This window comes from Agrobacterium sp. T29 (assembly GCF_006970545.1).
Lineage (GTDB): Bacteria > Pseudomonadota > Alphaproteobacteria > Rhizobiales > Rhizobiaceae > Agrobacterium > Agrobacterium leguminum.
On record NZ_CP040640.1, the window covers coordinates 2,807,846 to 2,828,584 of the forward strand.

21 protein-coding genes and 1 tRNA gene are annotated in these 20,739 nt (G+C 59.9%); 15 read left to right on the forward strand and 7 right to left on the reverse strand.

Annotated features, from left to right (window positions below; translation table 11 throughout):
* The first annotated feature begins 62 nt into the window (after positions 1-62).
* The 5 genes from FGF54_RS13965 (at position 63) to FGF54_RS13985 (ending at position 4,048) form a co-directional block, all read left to right on the forward strand.
* Positions 63-1,046 (forward strand): tripartite tricarboxylate transporter substrate-binding protein, encoded by a 984-nt coding sequence (locus FGF54_RS13965; RefSeq protein ID WP_003524332.1) that lies wholly within the window; start codon positions 63-65, stop codon positions 1,044-1,046.
* A gap of 99 nt (positions 1,047-1,145) precedes the next feature.
* Positions 1,146-1,607 (forward strand): tripartite tricarboxylate transporter TctB family protein, encoded by a 462-nt coding sequence (locus tag FGF54_RS13970; protein WP_035240376.1) that lies wholly within the window; start codon positions 1,146-1,148, stop codon positions 1,605-1,607.
* Positions 1,608-1,616: 9 nt separating this feature from the next.
* Positions 1,617-3,122: a tripartite tricarboxylate transporter permease gene (locus FGF54_RS13975; protein ID WP_059758961.1), complete on the forward strand. Its 1,506-nt coding sequence runs from the start codon at positions 1,617-1,619 to the stop codon at positions 3,120-3,122.
* A 148-nt stretch (positions 3,123-3,270) separates the two neighbouring features.
* The gene (locus FGF54_RS13980) at positions 3,271-3,483 is read left to right on the forward strand and encodes a SlyX family protein (RefSeq protein ID WP_142779979.1); all 213 of its coding nucleotides are present in this window, start codon (positions 3,271-3,273) and stop codon (positions 3,481-3,483) included.
* A gap of 13 nt (positions 3,484-3,496) precedes the next feature.
* Positions 3,497-4,048 (forward strand): DUF924 family protein, encoded by a 552-nt coding sequence (locus tag FGF54_RS13985; RefSeq protein WP_142779980.1) that lies wholly within the window; start codon positions 3,497-3,499, stop codon positions 4,046-4,048.
* Between the two features lie 67 nt (positions 4,049-4,115).
* Here the strand turns inward: FGF54_RS13985 and dnaJ are convergent, their stop codons facing one another.
* The 3 genes from dnaJ to FGF54_RS14000 form a co-directional block, all read right to left on the reverse strand.
* Positions 4,116-5,252, reverse strand: a complete 1,137-nt coding sequence (gene dnaJ, locus FGF54_RS13990) for a molecular chaperone DnaJ (protein WP_004439156.1) — start codon at positions 5,250-5,252, stop codon at positions 4,116-4,118.
* A gap of 90 nt (positions 5,253-5,342) precedes the next feature.
* Complete coding sequence (gene dnaK, locus FGF54_RS13995; protein ID WP_003524342.1) at positions 5,343-7,244, reverse strand: molecular chaperone DnaK; 1,902 nt, start codon at positions 7,242-7,244, stop codon at positions 5,343-5,345.
* Positions 7,245-7,553: 309 nt separating this feature from the next.
* Positions 7,554-7,643: transfer RNA gene (locus tag FGF54_RS14000), tRNA-Ser, on the reverse strand.
* Positions 7,644-7,863: 220 nt separating this feature from the next.
* Here FGF54_RS14000 and FGF54_RS14005 point away from each other — a divergent pair.
* The 10 genes from FGF54_RS14005 to deoA all read left to right on the forward strand — a co-directional run bounded on the left by FGF54_RS14005 (position 7,864) and on the right by deoA (position 17,088).
* Complete coding sequence (locus tag FGF54_RS14005; RefSeq protein ID WP_059758969.1) at positions 7,864-8,181, forward strand: hypothetical protein; 318 nt, start codon at positions 7,864-7,866, stop codon at positions 8,179-8,181.
* A gap of 74 nt (positions 8,182-8,255) precedes the next feature.
* Positions 8,256-8,906, forward strand: a complete 651-nt coding sequence (gene msrA, locus FGF54_RS14010) for a peptide-methionine (S)-S-oxide reductase MsrA (RefSeq protein ID WP_020812546.1) — start codon at positions 8,256-8,258, stop codon at positions 8,904-8,906.
* A gap of 214 nt (positions 8,907-9,120) precedes the next feature.
* A complete protein-coding gene (locus FGF54_RS14015) occupies positions 9,121-10,113 on the forward strand; it encodes a BMP family protein (RefSeq protein ID WP_065654768.1) in 993 nt (330 codons plus the stop codon).
* Positions 10,114-10,195: 82 nt separating this feature from the next.
* Positions 10,196-11,701 (forward strand): ABC transporter ATP-binding protein, encoded by a 1,506-nt coding sequence (locus FGF54_RS14020; protein ID WP_142780252.1) that lies wholly within the window; start codon positions 10,196-10,198, stop codon positions 11,699-11,701.
* Positions 11,702-11,708: 7 nt separating this feature from the next.
* Entirely contained in the window at positions 11,709-12,812 is a 1,104-nt protein-coding gene (locus FGF54_RS14025; RefSeq protein ID WP_142779981.1) for an ABC transporter permease, read from the forward strand.
* Positions 12,813-12,818: 6 nt separating this feature from the next.
* The gene (locus FGF54_RS14030) at positions 12,819-13,790 is read left to right on the forward strand and encodes an ABC transporter permease (protein ID WP_142779982.1); all 972 of its coding nucleotides are present in this window, start codon (positions 12,819-12,821) and stop codon (positions 13,788-13,790) included.
* Between the two features lie 19 nt (positions 13,791-13,809).
* The gene (locus tag FGF54_RS14035; protein ID WP_168208102.1) at positions 13,810-14,199 is read left to right on the forward strand and encodes a cytidine deaminase; all 390 of its coding nucleotides are present in this window, start codon (positions 13,810-13,812) and stop codon (positions 14,197-14,199) included.
* Complete coding sequence (locus FGF54_RS14040) at positions 14,199-14,999, forward strand: purine-nucleoside phosphorylase (protein WP_003524354.1); 801 nt, start codon at positions 14,199-14,201, stop codon at positions 14,997-14,999. Before FGF54_RS14035 ends, FGF54_RS14040 begins: the two co-directional genes overlap by 1 nt.
* Positions 15,000-15,001: 2 nt before the next feature.
* A complete protein-coding gene (deoC, locus tag FGF54_RS14045) occupies positions 15,002-15,775 on the forward strand; it encodes a deoxyribose-phosphate aldolase (RefSeq protein WP_003524355.1) in 774 nt (257 codons plus the stop codon).
* Entirely contained in the window at positions 15,772-17,088 is a 1,317-nt protein-coding gene (deoA, locus tag FGF54_RS14050; protein ID WP_142779984.1) for a thymidine phosphorylase, read from the forward strand. The genes deoC and deoA overlap by 4 nt, the downstream gene beginning before the upstream one ends.
* Here the strand turns inward: deoA and FGF54_RS14055 are convergent.
* The 4 genes from FGF54_RS14055 to FGF54_RS14070 all read right to left on the reverse strand — a co-directional run bounded on the left by FGF54_RS14055 (position 17,081) and on the right by FGF54_RS14070 (position 20,656).
* Positions 17,081-17,602, reverse strand: a complete 522-nt coding sequence (locus FGF54_RS14055; protein ID WP_142779985.1) for a TIGR02281 family clan AA aspartic protease — start codon at positions 17,600-17,602, stop codon at positions 17,081-17,083. The two genes, deoA and FGF54_RS14055, sit on opposite strands and share 8 nt — an antisense overlap.
* A gap of 134 nt (positions 17,603-17,736) precedes the next feature.
* Positions 17,737-18,366 carry a uracil phosphoribosyltransferase gene (gene upp, locus FGF54_RS14060; protein ID WP_003524359.1) on the reverse strand — a complete coding sequence of 210 codons (630 nt, stop codon included), beginning with the start codon at positions 18,364-18,366 and terminating at the stop codon, positions 17,737-17,739.
* Between the two features lie 95 nt (positions 18,367-18,461).
* Positions 18,462-19,439, reverse strand: a complete 978-nt coding sequence (locus tag FGF54_RS14065) for an adenosine deaminase (protein WP_142779986.1) — start codon at positions 19,437-19,439, stop codon at positions 18,462-18,464.
* On the reverse strand, positions 19,436-20,656 hold the full coding sequence (locus tag FGF54_RS14070) for a phosphopentomutase (RefSeq protein WP_142779987.1): 1,221 nt from the start codon (positions 20,654-20,656) through the stop codon (positions 19,436-19,438). The genes FGF54_RS14065 and FGF54_RS14070 overlap by 4 nt, the downstream gene beginning before the upstream one ends.
* Positions 20,657-20,739 lie beyond the last annotated feature (83 nt).

The following is a 20,739-nucleotide window of genomic DNA, read 5'->3' on the forward strand; positions in this document are numbered from 1 at the left end:
CGGTCGCCATGGAGGAGCATGCGCGGCTGAAGTGGCGAAACATTTTCATCCGGGAGGAATCGATGAAAATACTGAAGACAGTCACCGGCCTTGCTGCCGCCGCTGCCGTTTCCCTTTTTGCGCTGTCCGCATCCGCTCAGAACTATCCGGAGCGCAACATCACCATGGTCGTGCCCTTTGCCGCTGGCGGCCCGACGGATACGGTTGCGCGCCTTGTCGCTGAATCCATGTCGAAGGACCTTGGCCAGCAGATCATCGTCGAAAATGTCGGCGGCGCAGGCGGTACGCTGGGTGCTGGTCGTGTGGCATCGTCCGATCCGGACGGTTACACCGTTCTTCTCCACCATATCGGCATGGCGACAAGCGCCACGCTCTACCGCAAGCTTGCCTATGACACGCTGAACGCCTTCGAATATGTCGGCCTGGTCACCGAAGTGCCGATGACCATCCTGTCGCGCAAGAACCTCGAGACGACGGATCTGAAAGGTCTGATCGAATACGCCAAGGCGAACAAGGACAAGGTCACCGTCGCCAATGCCGGCATCGGCGCTGCCTCGCATCTGTGCGGCATGCTGTTCATGAGCGCCATCGAAACCCCGCTCGTCACCGTTCCCTATAAGGGTACCGGTCCGGCCATGACCGATCTGCTCGGCGGCCAGGTTGACATCATGTGCGACCAGACCACCAACACCACCAAGCAGATTCAGGGCGGAACCGTGAAAGCCTATGCCGTGACCACGGCCAAGCGGCTGGACGTGCTGCCGGATGTGCCGACTGTTGTTGAAGCGGGCCTGCCGAAGCTTGAAGTGGGTATCTGGCACGGCATCTATACGCCGAAGGGCACGCCTGCGGAAATCAACGAAAAGCTCTCCAAGTCGCTGCAGGTCGCGCTGAAGGACAAGAATGTCGCGGCTCGTTTTGCCGAACTCGGCACGACGCCCTCCTCGGAAAGCGATGCGACGCCTGCGGCGCTGAAGGCCAAGCTTGAAAGCGAAATCGCGCGCTGGAAGCCGGTGATCGAAGCTGCCGGCCAATATGCCGACTGATGAACGCGGAATGACCGGCGGTGTCTCGCCGCCGGTCGACCGTGATCATTTTAACAGACGGACCGGTGTGATGCCGGCCGCGGTGGAGAGGCATCTTTCATGAAGTCGTTATTTAATGACCCTGCCGAGGCAGTCTGCGGGGCAATTTTCATGGGACTTGGCGTCTTTTTCGCCTTGCAGTCTTATGGGCTGGAGATCGGAACCGCCTTTCGCATGGGGCCGGGCTATTTCCCGCTCGTGTTGGCAATCATCCTGATCCTGCTCGGTGGCGTCATATTTCTGCGCTCAGCCCGCCCGGCCGGAGAAGGTATCGGAGCAATCGCCTGGCGGGGCATATTCTTCATCCTGCCCGCACCGATCTTCTTCGGTTTTACTGTCCGGGGTCTCGGTTTCGTGCCGGCGCTTTTTTTCAGCGCCCTTATCGCGGCCTTTGCCTCGCACAAGATGAGCCCGCTCATGGCGGTCATTCTTTCCGCTGCCATCACGGTCTTTTCCGTCGCTGTTTTCAACTACGGTCTCGGCCTGCCGTTCCAGCGCTTCGGCCCCTGGCTTAAATTTTGAGGTGCCGTGATGGATTTGCTCGATAATCTCGCTCTCGGTTTCGTCACGGCATCTTCGCTGGCCAACCTGTTCTTCTGCCTGATCGGCGTGCTGCTCGGCACCCTGATCGGTGTGCTGCCCGGCATCGGTGCGACGGCGACCATCGCCATGCTGCTGCCGATTACCTTCCAGCTCGAGCCCGTCTCGTCGCTGATCATGCTCGCCGGTATTTATTACGGCGCGCAATATGGCGGCTCGACCACGGCCATCCTGATCAATATGCCCGGCGAATCCTCCTCTGCCGTCACCGCCATCGATGGGTATCAGATGGCGCGCAAGGGCAAGGCGGGCGCCGCACTCGCCATCGCCGCCATCGGCTCGTTCTTTGCCGGCACGGTCTCCACCTTCCTTGTGGCGATCTTCGCTCCGCCTCTGACGGCGATTGCGCTGGAATTCGGTGCGGCGGAATATTTTTCGCTGATGGTCGTCGGCCTCGTTTCATCCATTGCGCTTGCCCATGGCTCCATCGTCAAGGCGCTGGCCATGGTCGTGCTGGGCCTGCTACTGGGTTTGGTTGGCACCGATATCTATAGCGGTACACCGCGTTTCACCCTCGGCATCCGCGAATATGCCGACGGTCTGAACTTCGTGGCCGTGGCCGTCGGAGTCTTCGGTATCGCCGAAATCCTGCGCAATCTCGAAAATGAGCGCACCCGTTCGGTGCTGATCGCCAAGGTCAGCGGGCTGATGCCGACACGGGAGGATTTCAGGAAAATGATCGCGCCGGTGCTGCGCGGCACGGTCATTGGTTCCGCTCTCGGCATTCTTCCGGGCGGCGGCGCGATCCTCGCGGCCTTCGCTTCCTACACGGTGGAAAAACGCGTCTCCAAGAACCCGGAAGAATTCGGGCACGGCGCGGTTGCCGGCGTGGCCGGTCCGGAGTCCGCCAACAATGCCGGCGCGCAGACGTCCTTCATCCCGCTGCTCACGCTCGGCATCCCCGCCAATCCGGTGATGGCGCTGATGATCGGCGCGATGATCATTCAGGGTATCGTGCCTGGTCCGAACGTTGCGACCGAACAGCCGGCGCTGTTCTGGGGCATCATCGCCTCCATGTGGATCGGCAACCTGATGCTCGTCATCCTGAACCTGCCGTTGATCGGGCTGTGGGTGAAGCTGCTGACGGTGCCCTATTATGTGCTGTTCCCCATCATCATGGCCTTCTGCGCTATCGGGGTCTACAGTGTCAATTCCAACGTCTTCGATCTCTATGCCGTCGCCTTCTTCGGTTTCATCGGTTACGTGCTGGTGAAACTGCGCTGCGAGCCGGCGCCGCTGCTCCTGGGCTTCGTGCTTGGGCCGCTGCTGGAGGAGAACCTGCGCCGCGCCATGATCCTGTCGCGCGGCGATCCGACCACCTTCGTCACCCGGCCGATCAGCGCCACCCTGCTTTTCATTGCTCTGGCCGTGCTGATCGTTGTCTTCCTGCCCAGCGTGAAGAAGAAGCGCGAAGAGGTTTTCGTAGAAGAAGACTGAGGAATGCCAAAGACTCGGATGCCGGTGATGGAAACATCGCCGGCTTTTTCCGTTTCTGGATCGTTACGACAAATTCGCTTCACCAAAGCGACATATGGTTGACTCGGAAGCTTTTAGGCCCAAGGAAGGGCTGGAAAGAGAGGTCGATATGACGTCGGAAACCGAAAAACGGATCATCGCGCTCGAGGAGACGGCCGCGCACCAGGCCAAGGTGATAGAGGAGCTGTCCGATCAGCTGGCGGAACAATGGAAGGTGGTGGAGCAGGCCCGCGCCAAGCTCGACCGCCTGACGGAGAGGTTCCTGAGCCTGGAGGAGCAATCGCTGGACGCGCCCGCGATCACTCGACCGCCGCATTATTGACAGGGAAGAGCCAATGAAAAACGACACCGCCGCGCTGGCCGCCGATATCGTCGATTTCTGGAAGAAGGCCGGACCGGACAAGTGGTTCGACAAGGACGCCGCCTTCGACAACCACTTTCACGACCGTTTCCGCGATGCCCATTTTGCAGCAGCACGGCGTGAGCTGGACGACTGGCTGGAGAGTGCGGAAAGCAGCCTCGCGCTGATGCTTCTGCTGGATCAGTTTCCGCGCAACTGCTTTCGCGGCACCGCTCACATGTATGCAACCGACCCGCTGGCGCGGCTCTTTGCCGATGAGGCCATCCGCCGTGGCCACGATCAGGCGATGGGCGAGGATTTGCGTGTTTTTTTCTATCTGCCCTTTTCCCATGCGGAGGATATCAAGGCCCAGCAGCGTGCCTGCGTCCTGAACCAGCCGCTTGGCGGGCTCTATCTTCACCACGCCGAAGAACATCGCGATATCATCGAGCGTTTCGGCCGCTTTCCGCATCGCAACCACATATTGCTGCGGGAAACGACGCCGGCGGAACGGAAATATTTGAATGAAGGCGGCTTTTCCGGCTGAGCCGGAAACGAAAACGCCGCCAGTCCCGAAGAGTGGCGGCGTTCTAAAGGCATGGGAGCGGCGACAATCAGCCGTCGAAGAATTCCTTCATCCGGGCGAAGAAGCCCGTTGATTCCGGATTGTTCTCCTTGGAGGAGAGCTGCTCGAACTCCTGCAACAGCTCGCGCTGACGCTTGCTGAGTTTCTGCGGCGTTTCGATCTGGATCTGGATATAGAGGTCGCCCGTCTGCGCCGAACGCAGCACCGGCATGCCCTTACCCTTCAGACGGAACTGCTTGCCCGGCTGGGTTCCTTCCGGAACCGTAACGCGCGACTTGGTGCCATCGAGCGTCGTGACATCGAAAGTGCCGCCAAGTGCCGCCGTGGTCATGGAAATCGGTACGGTGCAATAAAGGTCGGCGCCGTCGCGCTGGAAGAATTCATGCGGACGCACGGACAGGAAGATGTAGAGATCGCCCGCCGGGCCGCCACGCATGCCGGCCTCGCCTTCGCCCTGCAGGCGAATGCGGGTACCGTCCTCGATGCCCGAGGGAATGTTGACGGAAAGCGAACGCTCTTCGGTTACACGGCCCTGACCGTGGCACTTGCCGCAGGGATCGGAGATCGTCTGCCCGCGACCATGGCAGGTGGGGCAGGTGCGTTCCACCGAGAAGAAGCCCTGCGCCGCGCGCACGCGGCCGGAACCCTGACAGGTCGCGCAGGTCTTCGGCTGCGTGCCGGGCTTTGCACCCGAGCCGGAACAGACATCGCAGGTGATCGAGGTCGGAACCCTGATCTGCGCCGTCTTGCCGGTGAAGGCCTCTTCCAGCGTGATTTCCATATTGTAGCGAAGGTCGGCGCCGCGCTCGCGTCCGCCGGAAGAGCGGCGCGCACGGCCGCCGCCCATCATCTCGCCGAAGATGTCTTCGAAAATATCCGAGAAGCCGCCATTGGCGAAACCGCCGCCGCCAAAGCCGCCACCGCCGCCCATGCCGCCATTTTCAAATGCGGCGTGGCCGAAACGGTCATAGGCCGCGCGCTTCTGCGGGTCCTTCAGCGTTTCGTATGCTTCGTTGATTTCTTTGAATTTCCGTTCGGAATCGGCATCGTCCGGGTTCTTGTCCGGATGGTACTTCATCGCGAGTTTGCGGAAGGCGCTTTTCAGCTCTTTTTCGTCCGCGGTCTTGCTGACGCCAAGTGTTTCGTAAAAGTCTGCTTTCGCCATTAAGATAACAAGCCCCGCAAATGGATTTCCGGCTGCACGTCGGCAGCCGGATGTCTTGCATATGGTGTGAGGAGTCGGGAAGTCGCGCTATTATGCGGACTTCTTATCGTCCTTGATTTCTTCATAGTCGGCATCGACGACATCGTCCTTGCCTTCTGCAGAAGCATCGCCGGCCTCGGCCTGCTGCGCTTCGTAGATGGCCTGACCGAGCTTCATGGAAACTTCCATGAGGGTCTGGGTCTTCGCCTGAATGTCGTCTGCGTCAGGCTCAGCGGCTTCGACGGCGGTCTTCAGGCTGGCAATGGCGTCTTCGATAGCCTTGCGGTCGGTCTCGGAAACCTTGTCGCCATATTCCTTCACCGACTTCTCGGTGGAGTGGATGAGGCTTTCGGCCTGATTCTTGGCTTCTACACCCGCACGGCGCTTCTTGTCGGCTTCGGCATTGGCTTCGGCGTCCTTCACCATCTTCTCGATGTCGGCGTCGGAGAGACCACCGGAAGCCTGGATGCGGATCTGCTGTTCCTTGCCGGTGCCCTTGTCTTTCGCCGAAACCTGCACGATGCCGTTGGCGTCGATATCGAAGGTTACTTCGATCTGCGGAACGCCACGCGGTGCCGGCGGCAGGCCGACGAGGTCGAACTGGCCGAGCAGCTTGTTGTCCTGCGCCATTTCGCGCTCACCCTGCGAGACGCGGATGGTCACGGCCGACTGGTTGTCTTCGGCGGTCGAGAAGGTCTGGCTCTTCTTGGTCGGGATCGTCGTGTTGCGATCGATCAGACGGGTGAAGACGCCACCCAGCGTTTCGATGCCGAGCGACAGCGGGGTCACGTCGAGCAGCAGAACGTCCTTGACGTCGCCCTGCAGAACGCCGGCCTGGATGGCAGCGCCCATGGCGACCACTTCATCCGGGTTCACGCCCTTGTGCGGCTCCTTGCCGAACAGCTGCTTGACGACTTCCTGCACCTTCGGCATGCGGCTCATGCCACCAACGAGAACGACTTCATCGATCTCGGAAGCGGAAACGCCGGCATCCTTCAGCGCTGCCTTGCACGGTGCGACGGTGCGCTGCACCAGGTCGTCGACCAGGCTTTCAAACTTGGCGCGGGTCAGCTTCAGCGTCAGGTGCTTCGGACCGGAAGCATCGGCCGTGATGAACGGCAGGTTGATTTCGGTCTGCTGCGAGGACGAAAGTTCGATCTTCGCCTTTTCGGCAGCTTCCTTGAGGCGCTGCAGGGCGAGCTTGTCGTTCTTCAGGTCGATGCCCTGATCCTTCTTGAACTCACCGGCCAGATACTCGACCAGACGCATGTCGAAGTCTTCACCACCAAGGAAGGTATCGCCATTGGTGGACTTCACTTCGAAGACGCCGTCGCCGATTTCCAGCACGGAAATATCGAAGGTACCGCCGCCAAGGTCGTAAACGGCGATGGTCTTGCCGTCCTTCTTGTCGAGGCCATAAGCGAGCGCTGCCGCAGTCGGCTCGTTGATGATGCGCAGGACGTCCAGACCGGCAATGCGGCCGGCATCCTTGGTTGCCTGACGCTGGGCGTCGTTGAAGTAGGCAGGAACCGTGATGACGGCCTTCTCGACCTTTTCGCCGAGATAGGATTCAGCCGTTTCCTTCATCTTCTGAAGGATCATCGCGGAAATTTGCGAAGGGGAATAGGGCTTGTCCTGCGCCTTCACCCATGCGTCGCCATTGTCACCCTTGACGATTTCAAAGGGAACGAGGGCCTTGTCCTTTTCGACGGTCGGGTCTTCATAACGGCGGCCGATCAGGCGCTTGACCGCAAACAGGGTGTTGGTCGGGTTGGTGACCGCCTGGCGCTTGGCCGGCTGGCCGACAAGGCGCTCGCCATCGTCGGAAAATGCCACCATGGACGGCGTGGTACGCGCGCCTTCCGCGTTTTCAATAACTTTCGTGTCCTTGCCGTCCATCACTGCAACGCAGGAATTGGTCGTGCCAAGGTCGATACCGATTACTTTTGCCATGCTCTTCTCTCCTTGAAGCGAGCTGTCGGAACCCCGTGAGGCATTCTTGTGGCAGCTCCTTGACTTGGATTTGCAGTATTTGCTGCAGTTCTGCGGCGTATATAAGGAGCGATTTTTCCTGCTGCAAGGCGCAAGAGAGGGGGAAGCGCAGCAAAAAAGCGCAAGAAACCCCTGTCTGTGCAGAAGCATAGCCATCACGGCTTGCGGAAGCGGGAAAACGCGACTTGTGTGTTACACGGCGCCGTCGGTCGGCATCGCGGCGGGTGAACCGGTGAGGTTTGCTTTTAACGGCATCGGGGTGGGGTGAAATGGCGGACAGGGTGGGATTCGAACCCACGGTACGCTTTCACGCACACACGCGTTCCAGGCGTGCGCCTTAAACCACTCGGCCACCTGTCCTTTTTCAAATCTGCATGTTTTGAAGAATGCAAATCACTGGAACGGCGCGATATATACCGATGAATTCGCAGGGATCAACACGAATCTGACAGTTTTTTGAAATGTCGGCAATTTCCTGTGTTCCGATGCGATTGCAAACCGGTTTTCCCGCCTTTATCGATGCATTATAGATTTCAAAATATGGCTGTCTGACCGGCAGATCGTAAACGAGGTGTCCCTGATGAAAGCTTTTTTGCGGTTTTTGAGCTTTCTTTTCCTCGTTGCGGCGGTTTTTCTGGGCGTGCTCGATTCGATCCGCTCGGTTTCCACATCCTCGGTCAACATCACCGGCATCCTGTCCGTCTGGAACTATCTTCTTCCTGCTTCCCGTACCATGGTGGAAGCGGCCATGGCTCACTATATTCACCCTGAAGCGTGGCGCTTCATTGAAAATGCCCTGTCGGCGGTGCCCGCATTTGCCGTTTCCCTGGCGCTTTCCCTGCTCTGCTGGATGGCGGGTTACAGGAAACACAAGGCGATGAGGCGTTTATCGGCCTGACTTGTATCTGTCGAATTGGGCGCCCGCGGACGTGAACCATGAGAAGCGGCGGAACTGGCCGCATGGAGGACCGAATGTTCCTGTTCGATACGCTTTCAAAAAAAACGACGATGCCGACCGAAGAAACCGCCTTGCCCGGCCGTGAAGAGGCGCTTGCGGTGCCGGAAGCCCATTTCGTCAATGGCCGGCCCTTGAAGGGGCCTTATCCTGACGGACTTGAAACCATCTATCTCGGCATGGGCTGCTTCTGGGGCGCGGAACGGTTGTTCTGGAAAACGCCGGGCGTGTGGGTGACGGCGGTGGGTTATGCCGGCGGCTTCACCCGCAACCCCACCTATCAGGAGACGACGACGGGCCAGACGGGCCACGCCGAAGTGGTCAAGGTTGTCTACGATCCGGCCGTGATCTCGCTCTCGGGTCTGCTGAAGATATTCTTCGAGGAGCATGATCCGACGCAAGGGATGCGGCAGGGCAACGATGTCGGCACGACCTACCGTTCCGCCATTTACGCGACGACGGAAGGGCAGTTGCAGCAGGCGCAGAAGGCGAGCGATGCTTTTCAACAGGCTTTGGATGAGGCCGGCCATGGCAGCGCCATCACCACCGAGATCGGGCCGCTTGAAAAGTTTTATTACGCTGAAGACTACCATCAGCAATATCTTGCCAAGAACCCGGGCGGCTACTGCGGCCTGAGGGGAACCGGCGTAAGCTGCAATATCGACTAGATTTTTTGCAGGTCGCCCCGGTGGAAAGACCAAAAAAGCGCCAGAATAAAGTTTTTCCACCGGGTCAAAAAAACCGGATGAATTTTTCATTGAGCCATGCAAGGATATGAGGCAAGCACAGCCGGGAAAACGGCTGGCGGTTCCGCAGACATTCCCGGTCAACGGGATTGCGGGAGGACCCTTAAAATATCAATTGCAACAACAGGGCTGCACAATGAAAAAATCCCTTCTGACGCTTTTTGCGCTCGCCGCAATGTCGGCTTCCGCGCTCGCCGCCGATATCAAGCCGGCGCTGGTCTATGGCACGGGCGGCAAGTTCGACAAATCGTTCAACGAAGCCGCTGCGGCCGGCGCTGAAAAGTTCAAGGCAGAAACGGGCATCGAGTTCCGCGATTTCGAACCGACCAGCGACACGCAGGGCGAACAGGCCATCCGCAACTTCGCCAGCAAGGGCTTCAATCCTGTCGTTGCGATTTCCTTCATCTGGGAAGCGCCGATGGCCAAGGTTGCGGCGGAATATCCCGATACCAAGTTCGTGATCGTTGATACCGTTGTAGATGCGCCTAACGTGCGTTCTGTTGTTTATAAGGAACATGAGGGCTCTTACCTTGTAGGTCTTTTGGCGGGCATGGCCTCCAAGACCGGCAAGGTCGGCTTCGTCGGCGGAATGGATGTTCCCTTGATCCGTAAATTCGCCTGTGGTTATGCACAGGGCGCCAAGGCCGCCAACGATAAAATCGAAGTCTTCCAAAACATGACGGGAACGACGGGTGCAGCCTGGAACGATCCCGTCCGCGGCGGTGAACTCACCAAGAACCAGATCGACCAAGGCGCCGACGTGATCTACGCGGCAGCCGGTGCGACCGGTCTCGGCGTTCTGCAGACAGCCGCAGACAATAAGAAGCTTTCGATCGGCGTCGATTCCAACCAGAACCACCTGCATCCCGGCTCGGTTCTGACGTCCATGGTCAAGCGGGTCGATCTCGCAGTTTATAACGCGTTCAAGGATGCCAAAGACGACAAGTTCACAGCTGGCGTCGTGGCGCTCGGCGTGAAGGAGGACGGCGTCGCTTACGCGGTTGACGACAACAACAAGGCTCTGATCACACCGGAAATGACTGCTGCCGTGGACAAGGCGAAGGCCGACATCATCTCTGGCGCCGTCAAGGTCCATGACTATATGGCGGACAAGTCCTGCCCGAAATGATATGATACAAGCTTGGGGCGCATGATGATTTTCATCTTGCGCCCTTTTCATATCCAGCCTTCGGAGAGGTTTCGGTTTGAGTATGGACCCTGCAATCGAACTCGTGGACATCGACAAGAAATTCGGTGCCGTTCACGCCAACAAGAACATCAATCTGACCATTGCCAAGGGCACAATCCACGGCATCATCGGGGAAAACGGTGCCGGGAAATCGACCCTGATGTCGATCCTCTACGGCTTTTACCAGGCGGACGCCGGTGAAATCCGGGTGAATGGCACTCCAGTCTCGATCCGCGATAGCCAGGCAGCAATCAATGCCGGTATAGGCATGGTGCATCAACACTTTATGCTGGTGGAAAATTTCACAGTGCTGGAAAACGTCATGCTTGGTGCTGAAGGCGGCGCGACGCTATCGAGTGGCCGGGCTGGAGCACGTAAGGAACTGAAACGCCTCGAGGACGACTACGGTCTGGAAGTCGATCCGGATGCGGTTATCGAGGAACTGCCGGTCGGTCTGCAGCAGCGCGTCGAAATCCTCAAAGCCATGTATCGTGGCGCCGAAATCCTGATCCTGGATGAGCCGACCGGCGTTCTGACACCGGCCGAGGCCGATCACCTTTTCAAGATTCTCGGCGTCCTGCGCGAGCAGGGCAAGACCGTCATCCTCATCACCCACAAGCTGCGCGAGATCATGGCGATCACGGATTCCGTCTCCGTCATGCGCCGCGGTGAAATGGTTGCGACCCGCAAGACCTCCGAAACCAGCGTCGAGGAACTGGCCGAACTGATGGTTGGCCGCCGCGTGCTGCTCAGGGTGGAAAAGGGCGAGACGACACCGGGCGATGTTCTGCTCTCCATCCGTAATCTCACTGTCAAGGACAGTCGCGGCGTCACCATGGTGGATGATGTCTCGCTCGACGTCCGCGCCGGTGAAATCGTCGGCATTGCCGGCGTGGCAGGCAATGGCCAGTCCGAGCTGCTCGAAGCCATCGCCGGTATCCGCAAGCCCCATTCGGGCGAGATATGGGTGGATGGCCAGAAGGTGGACCGCCCCGATCCGGCCATTCTGCGCAGGCTCGGCCTCGCGCATATCCCGGAAGACCGCCACCATATGGGGCTGGTGCTGAAATTCGAGGAATATGAAAACTCCATCCTCGGTTATCACCATGATGAGCGATACGGCAAAGGACCTTTCCTCAACCCTGAGGCCATCCGCAGGGATGCGGTCGAAAAGATAGAGAAATACGATATCCGCCCGCCGAACCCGCAGCTGAAGACCGCCAATTTTTCCGGCGGCAATCAGCAGAAGATCGTCGTCGCCCGCGAAATTGAACGCGACCCCAAGATGCTGATCATCGGCCAGCCGACACGCGGCGTGGATATCGGCGCCATCGAATTCATCCATCGCCGCATCATTGAAATGCGCGATGCCGGAAAGGCGATTTTGCTGGTTTCTGTCGAACTCGATGAAATCCGTTCTCTTTCGGATCGGATCATGGTCATGTTCGCGGGCCGTGTCGTTGGAGAAAAAACGGCGGAAGCCGAAGAACAGACGCTGGGCCTGATGATGGCCGGCATCGCCGCATGAGGCATGAATGAGCACCGCTTCCGTTCCCCTACCAAACTGGATCAGCTACGGCCTGTTGCCGCTGCTGAACGTCGTCACCGCCTTTCTGATTTCCGGCCTCGTTGTCTGGTCCATCGGTGAAAGCCCGCTGGCGGCGCTGCGCCTGCTCATCGAAGGTGCGCTCGGCCGTGGCGACGCCATCGGCTTCACGCTGTTCTACACGACGAGCTTCATCTTCACCGGCCTTTCCGTCGCCGTGGCCTTCCATGCCGGCCTCTTCAATATCGGCTCCGAAGGTCAGGCCTATATTGGCGGTCTGGGTGCGGCGCTGGTGGCGCTGACGCTTGATCGTTACGTGCCGTGGTATGTGACGATGCCTTTCGCCGTCATCGGTGCCGCGCTTTTCGGCGCGGCTTGGGCCTTCATTCCGGCATGGTTGCAGGCAAAACGCGGCAGCCACGTCGTCATCACCACCATCATGTTCAACTTCATCGCAGCTGCACTGATGGTCTATCTGCTGGTGAATGTGCTGATCGTGCCGGGCAAGATGGCGCCGGAAACGCGCACCTTCCTGCCGGGCGGGCAATTGCCGAAATTGGACTGGCTGATGGCGCTGTTCGGCCTTAAGCTCGGGCCGGCGCCGTTCAACGTCTCCTTCATCATCGCGCTGGTCATGTGTTTCCTCGTCTGGGTGCTGATCTGGCGCACCAAGCTCGGTTATGAGATGCGCACGCTCGGCATCAGCCCGTCGGCCGCCATCTATGCCGGCATTCCCTATGCGCGAACGGTCATCATCGCCATGCTGATTTCCGGCGGTCTTGCGGGCATGATGGCGCTGAACCCGGTCATGGGCGCTTCAGCCCGCCTGCAGGTGGAATTCGTCGGCGGTGCGGGTTTCGTCGGCATCGCCGTGTCGCTGATGGGGCGAAGCCATCCGCTTGGCATCATCTTCGCGGCATTGCTGTTCGGCATTCTCTATCAGGGCGGTGCGGATCTTTCCTTCGAGATGCCGAACATTACCCGCGAAATGATCGTGGTCATTCAGGGTCTGGTGATCCTCTTCGCCGGCGCGCTGGAATATATGTACCGGCCGGCGGTCGTCCGCATCTACCAGCGTTTGGCAAAGGGGTGAGCTGATATGGATTTCTTCGATATGCTGGTCAGCATCCTCGGCTCGACCGTCCGCCTCACCATCCCGCTTCTCTTCACCGCACTTGCCGGGCTTTTTTCCGAACGCGCTGGCGTGTTCGATATCGGCCTTGAAGGCAAGATGCTGGCGGCGGCCTTCGCTTCCGCCTGCGTCGCCTATCTCACGGCAGATCCATGGGCCGGTCTGCTGGCGGGCATCACCATCTCCATCCTCTTCTCGCTGATCCATGGTTTCGCCGTCATCACCAATCGCGGCAACCAGATCGTGTCGGGCGTGGCGCTGAACTTCATCGCCGCCGGCCTGACGGTGGTTCTGGGGCAGGCCTGGTTCGGGCAAGGCGGCCGCACGCCGCAATTGCCGTCCGAGGGCCGCTTTGCGCCGATCATCCTGCCGGGTGCGGATGCGATGCGCGAGGTGCCCTTCATCGGCCCGCTGTATGCCAATGTCATTTCCGGCAACAATATCCTCACCTATCTCGCCTTTCTGGCGGTACCGCTGTCGTGGTGGGTGCTTTACCGCACCCGTTTCGGCCTGCGTCTGCGCGCCGTGGGTGAAAACCCGGGCGCGGTGGATACGGCAGGCATTTCGGTGACATGGATGCGCTTCCGCGCCGTCATCGTTGCCGGTTTCCTCTGCGGTTTTTCGGGGGCCTATCTCGCCGTTGCGCAGTCGGCGGCCTTCATCGCCAACATGTCGGCCGGCAAGGGCTATATCGCGCTAGCGGCGCTGATCTTCGCGAAATGGAAGCCGGTGCCGGTCATGTTCGCCTGCCTGCTCTTCGGTTTTCTGGATGCCTTCGCCAACTTCATGCAGGGCAAATCCGTGCCGGGTATCGGCGAGGTGCCGGTGCAGATATTCCAGGCCATGCCCTATATTCTGACCTGCATCCTGCTTGCCGGTTTCATCGGCGTCGCCAAGCCCCCCAAGGCCGGTGGCGTTGCCTATGCGAAGGAGCGTTAAATCCATGTCCCGAGACCCGATGTCCCATGCCCTTTTCGAGGCGGCGGTGGAGGCCATGGCCTTTGCCCATGCGCCCTATTCGAAATTTCCGGTCGGTGCGGCGATCCGCGCCGAAGACGGCAAGATTTACAAGGGCGCCAATATCGAGAATCTTTCCTTCCCGCAGGGCTGGTGCGCTGAACCTTCCGCCATCAGCGCCATGATCATGGGTGGGGCGAAGAAGATCAGTGAAATCGCCGTTATCGCCGAAAAACTTGCTCTCTGCCCACCCTGCGGCGGCTGCCGGCAGAAGATCGCCGAATTCGCCACGCCGGATACGAAAGTCTATCTCTGCGACGCAACCGGCGTGCAGAAGGTCATGACCATGGAAGAGCTTTTGCCCTTCAGCTTCAAGACAGAGCTGCCCTGATGCCGGATATGCTGATCGATATTCTGGTGGAGCGCCTGAACGGCCTGATGCCGCGCGTCGCCATCGTCCTCGGCTCGGGCCTCGGTTCGCTGGTGGAAGACGTCAGCGATCCGATCCGGGTGCCCTATGCCGAACTTCCCGGTTTTCCTGCGAGCGGCGTTTCCGGCCATGCGGGCGAGCTGGTGGCGGGCTATCTTGGTGGTGAGCCGGTCATGATGCTCTCCGGCCGGGTGCATTATTACGAAAAGGGCGATCCGTCCGCCATGCGCGCGATCATCGGGGCGCTGGCCGGTCTCGGCGTGCAGTCGCTCATCCTCACCAATTCGGCAGGTTCGGTCAGGCAGGATATGCCGCCCGGCTCGGTCATGCAGATCACCGATCACATCAACTATTCCGGCATGAACCCGCTGATTGGCGAGGAAAGCGACCGCCGCTTCGTCGGCATGACCACCGCTTACGATCCCGATCTGATGCTTGCCATGCGCAACGCCGCCATCCGCGCCACGGTGCCTTTGTTCGGCGGTGTCTATATGTGGTTTTCCGGCCCGAGCTTCGAAACGCCGGCGGAAATCCGCATGGCGCGGCTGCTGGGGGCGGATGCCGTTGGCATGTCCACCGTGCCGGAAGTCATCCTTGCGCGCTTTTTCGGGATGCGCGTTGCCGCCGCATCGGTTATTACCAATTACGGTGCCGGCATGACCGGCGCGGAACTGAGCCATGAAGAAACCAAGGATATGGCTCCCGTGGGTGGCAAGAGGCTTGCCGCCATTCTGAAGGAAATGATCGCAGGAGGAGCGTGACCATGGAACTCCAGCGTCCGCGCGAAGCGGCTGCCCTCACCCTGTCCTTGCTGGACCTGACCAATCTCAAGGAAGACTGCACGCCCGAGCAGATCGCCGCTCTGTGCCAGCGGGCGCATACGGAGTATGGCAATACGGCTGCAATCTGCATCTGGCCGCGCTTCGTGGCGCAGGCCCGTGCTGCTTTCGGAAAAGACCATGCTATCCGCATCGCCACGGTCGTCAATTTTCCTTCGGGCGATCTCGACATCGCGACCGTGGTTGCCGAAACCGAGGCGGCAATCCGCGACGGCGCTGACGAAATCGATCTCGTCATTCCCTATCGCAAATTCATAGCCGGCGATGAAACGGCGGTTTCCACCATGGTGGCCGCCGTTCGCAAGGCCTGCGTTGCACCCGTGCTGCTCAAGGTCATTCTTGAAACCGGCGAGTTGAAGGACAAGGCGCTGATCCGTCGCGCATCCGAACTCGCCATTGCCGAAGGGGCCGATTTCATCAAGACCTCGACCGGCAAGGTTGCCATCAATGCCACGCTGGAGGCAGCCGACATCATGTTGCAGGCGATCCGCGACAGCCGGCAGAAGGTTGGTTTCAAGCCCGCCGGCGGTATCGGCACGGTGGAAGACGCCACGCTTTACCTCAGGTTGGCGGAAACCATCATGGCGCCCAACTGGGCCATGCCGTCCACCTTCCGTTTCGGCGCTTCGGGTGTTCTCGATGATGTGCTGAACGTGCTGGCAGGCGGCGAGCCCGCCAAGGCCGCCAGCGGGTATTGAGCTTGATCCCGCAGGAAATCATCCGCCGCAAACGCGATGGCCTGTCACTTGAGCCTCGGGAGATTGCCGCTTTCATAGAGGCGCTTTCGAAAGACGGCATCTCGGAAGGGCAGGCGGCTGCCTTTGCCATGGCGGTGTTCTTTCGCGGCATGAGCCGGGATGAGATGGTGGCGCTGACACTCGCCATGCGCGACAGCGGTGAGGTTCTGTCCTGGAGCGATCTTGGCAGGCCGGTGGCGGACAAGCACTCCACCGGCGGTGTTGGCGATAACGTCTCCCTGATGCTCGCCCCCATTGTTGCCGCCTGTGGTCTCGCCGTGCCGATGATTTCCGGCAGGGGCCTTGGCCATACCGGCGGCACGCTGGACAAGCTGGAAGCGATCCCCGGTTACAACGTCATGCCGGATGAGGTGTTGTTTCGCCGGACGGTGAAGACGGTCGGCTGCGCCATCATCGGTCAGACGGGCGATCTCGCCCCCGCTGATAAACGCCTTTATGCCATTCGCGATGTGACCGCGACGGTCGATTCCATACCGTTGATCACCGCCTCCATCCTGTCGAAAAAGCTTGCGGCCGGGCTGCAGACGCTGGTTTTGGATGTGAAGGTCGGCAGCGGTGCTTTCATGCAGAGCGTTGAGGATGCCCGCAATCTGGCCCGCGCGCTGGTCGATGTGGCGAATGGCGCAGGCCTGCCGACAACGGCGCTGATAACCGACATGAACCAGCCGCTTGGCGATGCCGCTGGCAATGCGGTCGAAATCGTCAATTGTCTGGATTTTCTGGCCGGTCGCAAGGCCGGCACCCGTCTTGAAAAGGTAGTCCTGTCCTTTGCGGCGGAAATGCTGGTGCAGGCGCAAAAGGCGGTCACGCTGGAGGAAGGAGAGACGCTGGCGTCGGCTGCGCTGTCCTCCGGCCGGGCGCTGGAAATCTTTGCACGGATGGTTTCGGCGCTGGGTGGTCCATCGGATTTCGTCGAGCGCCCGTCGCGCTATTTGCCATCAGCGCCGGTCATTCTTCCGGTTCTGGCGGAGCGCAGCGGTTTGCTCGCCTCCTGCGCCACGCGCGATCTTGGCATGGTTGTCGTCGAACTCGGCGGCGGCAGAAGAAAGCCATCGGACACGATCGATCCGTCCGTCGGTATCTCGGATATTCTGCCGCTCGGTGCAAAAGTGGAAAAGGGCGAGCGGCTCGCCACCGTTCATGCCGCTTCCAGGGACGAAGCGGAACGCGCCGTGAAAAGGGTAGCGGCCTGCTACGGAATTGCTGACAGCGCGCCGGAGATTGGTGCGCCCGTTCTTGAGCGGATCACCTGACCAGCCGCATCTCGCCGCCCGATACCTTGAAGGACGATAGTTGTTTCAGGAAGCTCATGCCGATCAGCATGTTGCTAAGCGCATTGTCCTTCAGCACCATGGCGTCGACGTTCTGAACCCGGATAGCGCCGATTTCCACCCGGTCGAGTTTCACATAGGCGGCCATGGTCTGGCCATTGGCCGTTGAAATCGCATATTTATAATCGAGGCTGTTGACGCCGTAACCGAGCCGGCGCGCAATCGTCTCGTTGATGGCGACCATGGAAGCGCCGGTATCGACAAGTCCGTCGAAGGATTTGCCGTTGATGCGGAAGGTGGCGTTGAAGTGGCCGCGGGCATCCGCTTTCAGATTGACGCCGCCCAGCGAAACGGGCTCCGGCTTGGCCGCTTCGGGTCTGACTTCCGCTTTCTCAATGCTTGCTTCCGGGCGCGGCTGAAACTTTTCCACCAGCGCCGGAATTTGCGTTGCGCCGAGGGAAAGGCCAACAAGCAGGAAAATCGCGCGCGTCAGCAAGTCTTTGCTCCTCCAGGGGCAGGTTATTCTTGCCCAGAATAGACGCAAAACATGCTGAAACCTTAAAATAAAAAGCCATTCGCCGCTGGTGGAGGCGGCGAATGGCTCAAACGGTTAAGCGATGATGAACGGCGTTATTTGGTGCCGTACATGCGGTCGCCGGCATCGCCGAGACCGGGAACGATATAACCCTTCTCGTTCAGATGGCTGTCGATCGCGGCGGTGTAGATATGCACATCGGGGTGCGCTTCACGGAAGTTCTTGATGCCTTCGGGCGCCGCCAGCAGACACAGGAAGCGGATGTTCTTCGCGCCGCGCTCCTTCAGCTTCTCAACGGCGGCGATGGAGGAATTGCCGGTTGCCAGCATCGGATCGACAACGATGATAAGGCGCGCATCGAGGCTTTCCGGAGCCTTGAAGTAATACTCGACAGCTTCCAGCGTGTCATGATCGCGATAAACGCCGATATGGGAAACACGCGCCGAAGGAACGAGTTCGAGCATGCCTTCCAGCAGGCCGTTGCCGGCGCGCAGGATGGAGGCGAAAACCAGCTTCTTGCCTTCGAGCACGGGGGCCTCGATGGTTTCGAGCGGCGTATCGATGGTTTCCATCGTCATCTCAAGGTCGCGCGTCACTTCATAGCAGAGCAGCGTTGAAATTTCCCTGAGCAGGCGGCGGAAGCCGGCCGTGGAAGTTTCCTTCTTGCGCATGATGGTAAGTTTGTGCCGCACCAGCGGATGTTCGATGACTGTGACGCCGTCCATGAAACTGGCCTTCCTTTTATCTTATGCCTTGTAATTCACCGAAAGCGCGCTTTTCGCAAGCCTTCTTCGCGGTTTTACCCCCGCGAACCGCAGCGTCAGGCGCCATCGAGTTTCGCAAGCAGTCGTGCGCGTGTCGCCTCGTCCACGAAGGCGCATTCCAGTGCGGTCCGCGTCATACGGTCGATCTCGGCATCGCTGAAGCCGAACTCATCCGCAGCCAGCGCATATTCCCGCGCAAGCGACGTGAAGAAGAATGGCGGGTCGTCGGAACTGATGCAGACGCGCACCCCGGCGTCGCTCAGAGCTTTCAGCGGGTGGCTGGCAAAATCGGGATAGATGTTGAGCGCGATATTCGAGCCGGGGCAGACTTCCAGAACCGTTCCCGCCTCGGCTAGCCGGGCGATGAGACCGGCATCTTCGATGGCGCGCACGCCATGCCCGATGCGAGACGGTTTGACGAGGTCGAGCGCATCGGCAACGCTTTCCGGCCCGCAAACCTCGCCGGCATGAATGGTCAGCCCAAGGCCGGCATCGCGGGCGATGTCGAAGGCACGTGCATAATCGGCGACGCGGCCCATGCGCTCTTCGCCGGCCATGTTGAAGCCCGTCACCAGCGGATGTTGGGCGCGTGCCGCATATTCGGCCGCGGCGATTACCCGCTCCGGGCCGAAGTGGCGCTCACCGGTGACGATGATGCGGGTTTCGATCCCCGTCTTTTCCCTTGCGATGCGGATGCCTTCGGCAATGCCGGCCAGATAGGCGTCGGCACCGAGCCCGATGCGGTCGCCGTGATCGGGCGAAATGATCAGCTCGCTATAGATGGTATTGGCTTCGGCAAGTTCGGTCAGATAGGTTTCAGTCAGGATGGCATAATCCTCATCCGTCTTGAACACCTGCGCCACCGCATCGTAACAACGGATGAATTCGGCGAAATCCGACCAGACATATTGGCCGTCCCGCAGAAAGCCGCTGGTGTCGATACCGTATTTCTCCGCCTGTTTCGCGACGAGTGCGGGCGGGGCCGCACCTTCGATGTGGCAGTGAATTTCCGCTTTCAGCAAATGCGATGTCAAATGAAGCTCCTGCCGTGAGAACCGGCCTCGATGCCAAGATGGTGGGCGATGCTTTCGCCGATATCGGCGTAGCTTGAACGGATGCCGACATCGCGTGAGCGAATGCCCGGTCCGAATGCCATGATCGGCACCCTTTCCCGTGTATGGTCCGTGCCCCGCCAGGTGGGGTCGCAACCGTGATCGGCGGTCAGAAGGGCGATGTCACCCGGCGCCATCTTGCGATGGATTTCGGGGATTCGCGCATCGAAGGCCTCGAGGGCTGCGGCGTAACCGGCAACGTCCCGGCGATGGCCATAAAGCATGTCGAAATCGACGAAATTGGTGAAGACGAGATCGCCGTTTTCGGCCTCATCGATGGCCTGCAATGTCGCATCCATCAGGGCGCTGTTGCCATTTGCCTTGATGACGCGCGTCACACCCTGATGGGCGTAGATATCGCCGATCTTGCCGATGGCGTGCACTTTTCGGCCGGCCTCCACAAGCCTGCCGAGCAGGGTCGGTTCCGGTGGCAGAACGGAGAAATCGCGACGGTTGCCGGTGCGTTCAAAGGTGGCGACCGTTTCGCCGATGAAGGGGCGGGCGATGACGCGGCCGATATTCAGCGGATCGAGCAGCTTGCGCACCGTCTCGCAGAGCGCGATGAGGCGCTCCAGGCCGAAATGCGTTTCGTGCGCGGCGATCTGGAAAACGGAATCGGATGAGGTGTAGCAGATCGGTTTACCGGTCCTGATATGCTCCTCGCCGAGCGCAGCGATGATCTCGGTGCCGGAAGCATGGCAATTGCCGAGAATGCCCGGAATATCGGCTTGCCTGCAGATCGCTTCCACCAGTTCCGGCGAAAACGCATCGCCTTCCGTCGGGAAATATCCCCAGTCGAAGGTGACGGGCGTACCGGCGATCTCCCAGTGGCCGGAAGGCGTGTCCTTGCCCTTGGAGATTTCGCTGGCGGAGCCGTGTAGGCCGAAAATGCGCTCCGGCGGTTCCATGCCGGCGGGAATGTCGCCGCTTGCCTGCCGCGCGATCTCCAGCAGGCCGAGCGAACACATGTTCGGCAGTTTCAGCGGACCGGAGCGAAGCCCCGCTTTGTCGGCAGCGCCCGCTGCACAGAATTCCGCGATATGGCCGAGTGTGTTTGCGCCAAGATCGCCATAGCGCTCCGCGTCGGGCGCGCCGCCGACGCCGAAGGAATCCAGAACGAGAAGAAATGCTCTTGCCATAACTCACCGAAACAAAATGCGCCGACGGGCAATGTCAGGCCGAACTGCCGTTATAGATCAGCAAAACGTGAAGAAGGAAGTGC

Bases quoted from the DNA above. Each gene is read 5' to 3' on its own strand.
- FGF54_RS13965 (WP_003524332.1), top strand. From the start codon at position 63: ATGAAAATACTGAAGACAGTCACCGGCCTTGCTGCCGCCGCTGCCGTT.
- FGF54_RS13970 (WP_035240376.1), top strand. From the start codon at position 1,146: ATGAAGTCGTTATTTAATGACCCTGCCGAGGCAGTCTGCGGGGCAATT.
- FGF54_RS13975 (WP_059758961.1), top strand. From the start codon at position 1,617: ATGGATTTGCTCGATAATCTCGCTCTCGGTTTCGTCACGGCATCTTCG.
- FGF54_RS13980 (WP_142779979.1), top strand. From the start codon at position 3,271: ATGACGTCGGAAACCGAAAAACGGATCATCGCGCTCGAGGAGACGGCC.
- FGF54_RS13985 (WP_142779980.1), top strand. From the start codon at position 3,497: ATGAAAAACGACACCGCCGCGCTGGCCGCCGATATCGTCGATTTCTGG.
- dnaJ (WP_004439156.1), bottom strand. From the start codon at position 5,252: ATGGCGAAAGCAGACTTTTACGAAACACTTGGCGTCAGCAAGACCGCG.
- dnaK (WP_003524342.1), bottom strand. From the start codon at position 7,244: ATGGCAAAAGTAATCGGTATCGACCTTGGCACGACCAATTCCTGCGTT.
- FGF54_RS14005 (WP_059758969.1), top strand. From the start codon at position 7,864: ATGAAAGCTTTTTTGCGGTTTTTGAGCTTTCTTTTCCTCGTTGCGGCG.
- msrA (WP_020812546.1), top strand. From the start codon at position 8,256: ATGTTCCTGTTCGATACGCTTTCAAAAAAAACGACGATGCCGACCGAA.
- FGF54_RS14015 (WP_065654768.1), top strand. From the start codon at position 9,121: ATGAAAAAATCCCTTCTGACGCTTTTTGCGCTCGCCGCAATGTCGGCT.
- FGF54_RS14020 (WP_142780252.1), top strand. From the start codon at position 10,196: ATGGACCCTGCAATCGAACTCGTGGACATCGACAAGAAATTCGGTGCC.
- FGF54_RS14025 (WP_142779981.1), top strand. From the start codon at position 11,709: ATGAGCACCGCTTCCGTTCCCCTACCAAACTGGATCAGCTACGGCCTG.
- FGF54_RS14030 (WP_142779982.1), top strand. From the start codon at position 12,819: ATGGATTTCTTCGATATGCTGGTCAGCATCCTCGGCTCGACCGTCCGC.
- FGF54_RS14035 (WP_168208102.1), top strand. From the start codon at position 13,810: ATGTCCCATGCCCTTTTCGAGGCGGCGGTGGAGGCCATGGCCTTTGCC.
- FGF54_RS14040 (WP_003524354.1), top strand. From the start codon at position 14,199: ATGCCGGATATGCTGATCGATATTCTGGTGGAGCGCCTGAACGGCCTG.
- deoC (WP_003524355.1), top strand. From the start codon at position 15,002: ATGGAACTCCAGCGTCCGCGCGAAGCGGCTGCCCTCACCCTGTCCTTG.
- upp (WP_003524359.1), bottom strand. From the start codon at position 18,366: ATGGACGGCGTCACAGTCATCGAACATCCGCTGGTGCGGCACAAACTT.
- FGF54_RS14070 (WP_142779987.1), bottom strand. From the start codon at position 20,656: ATGGCAAGAGCATTTCTTCTCGTTCTGGATTCCTTCGGCGTCGGCGGC.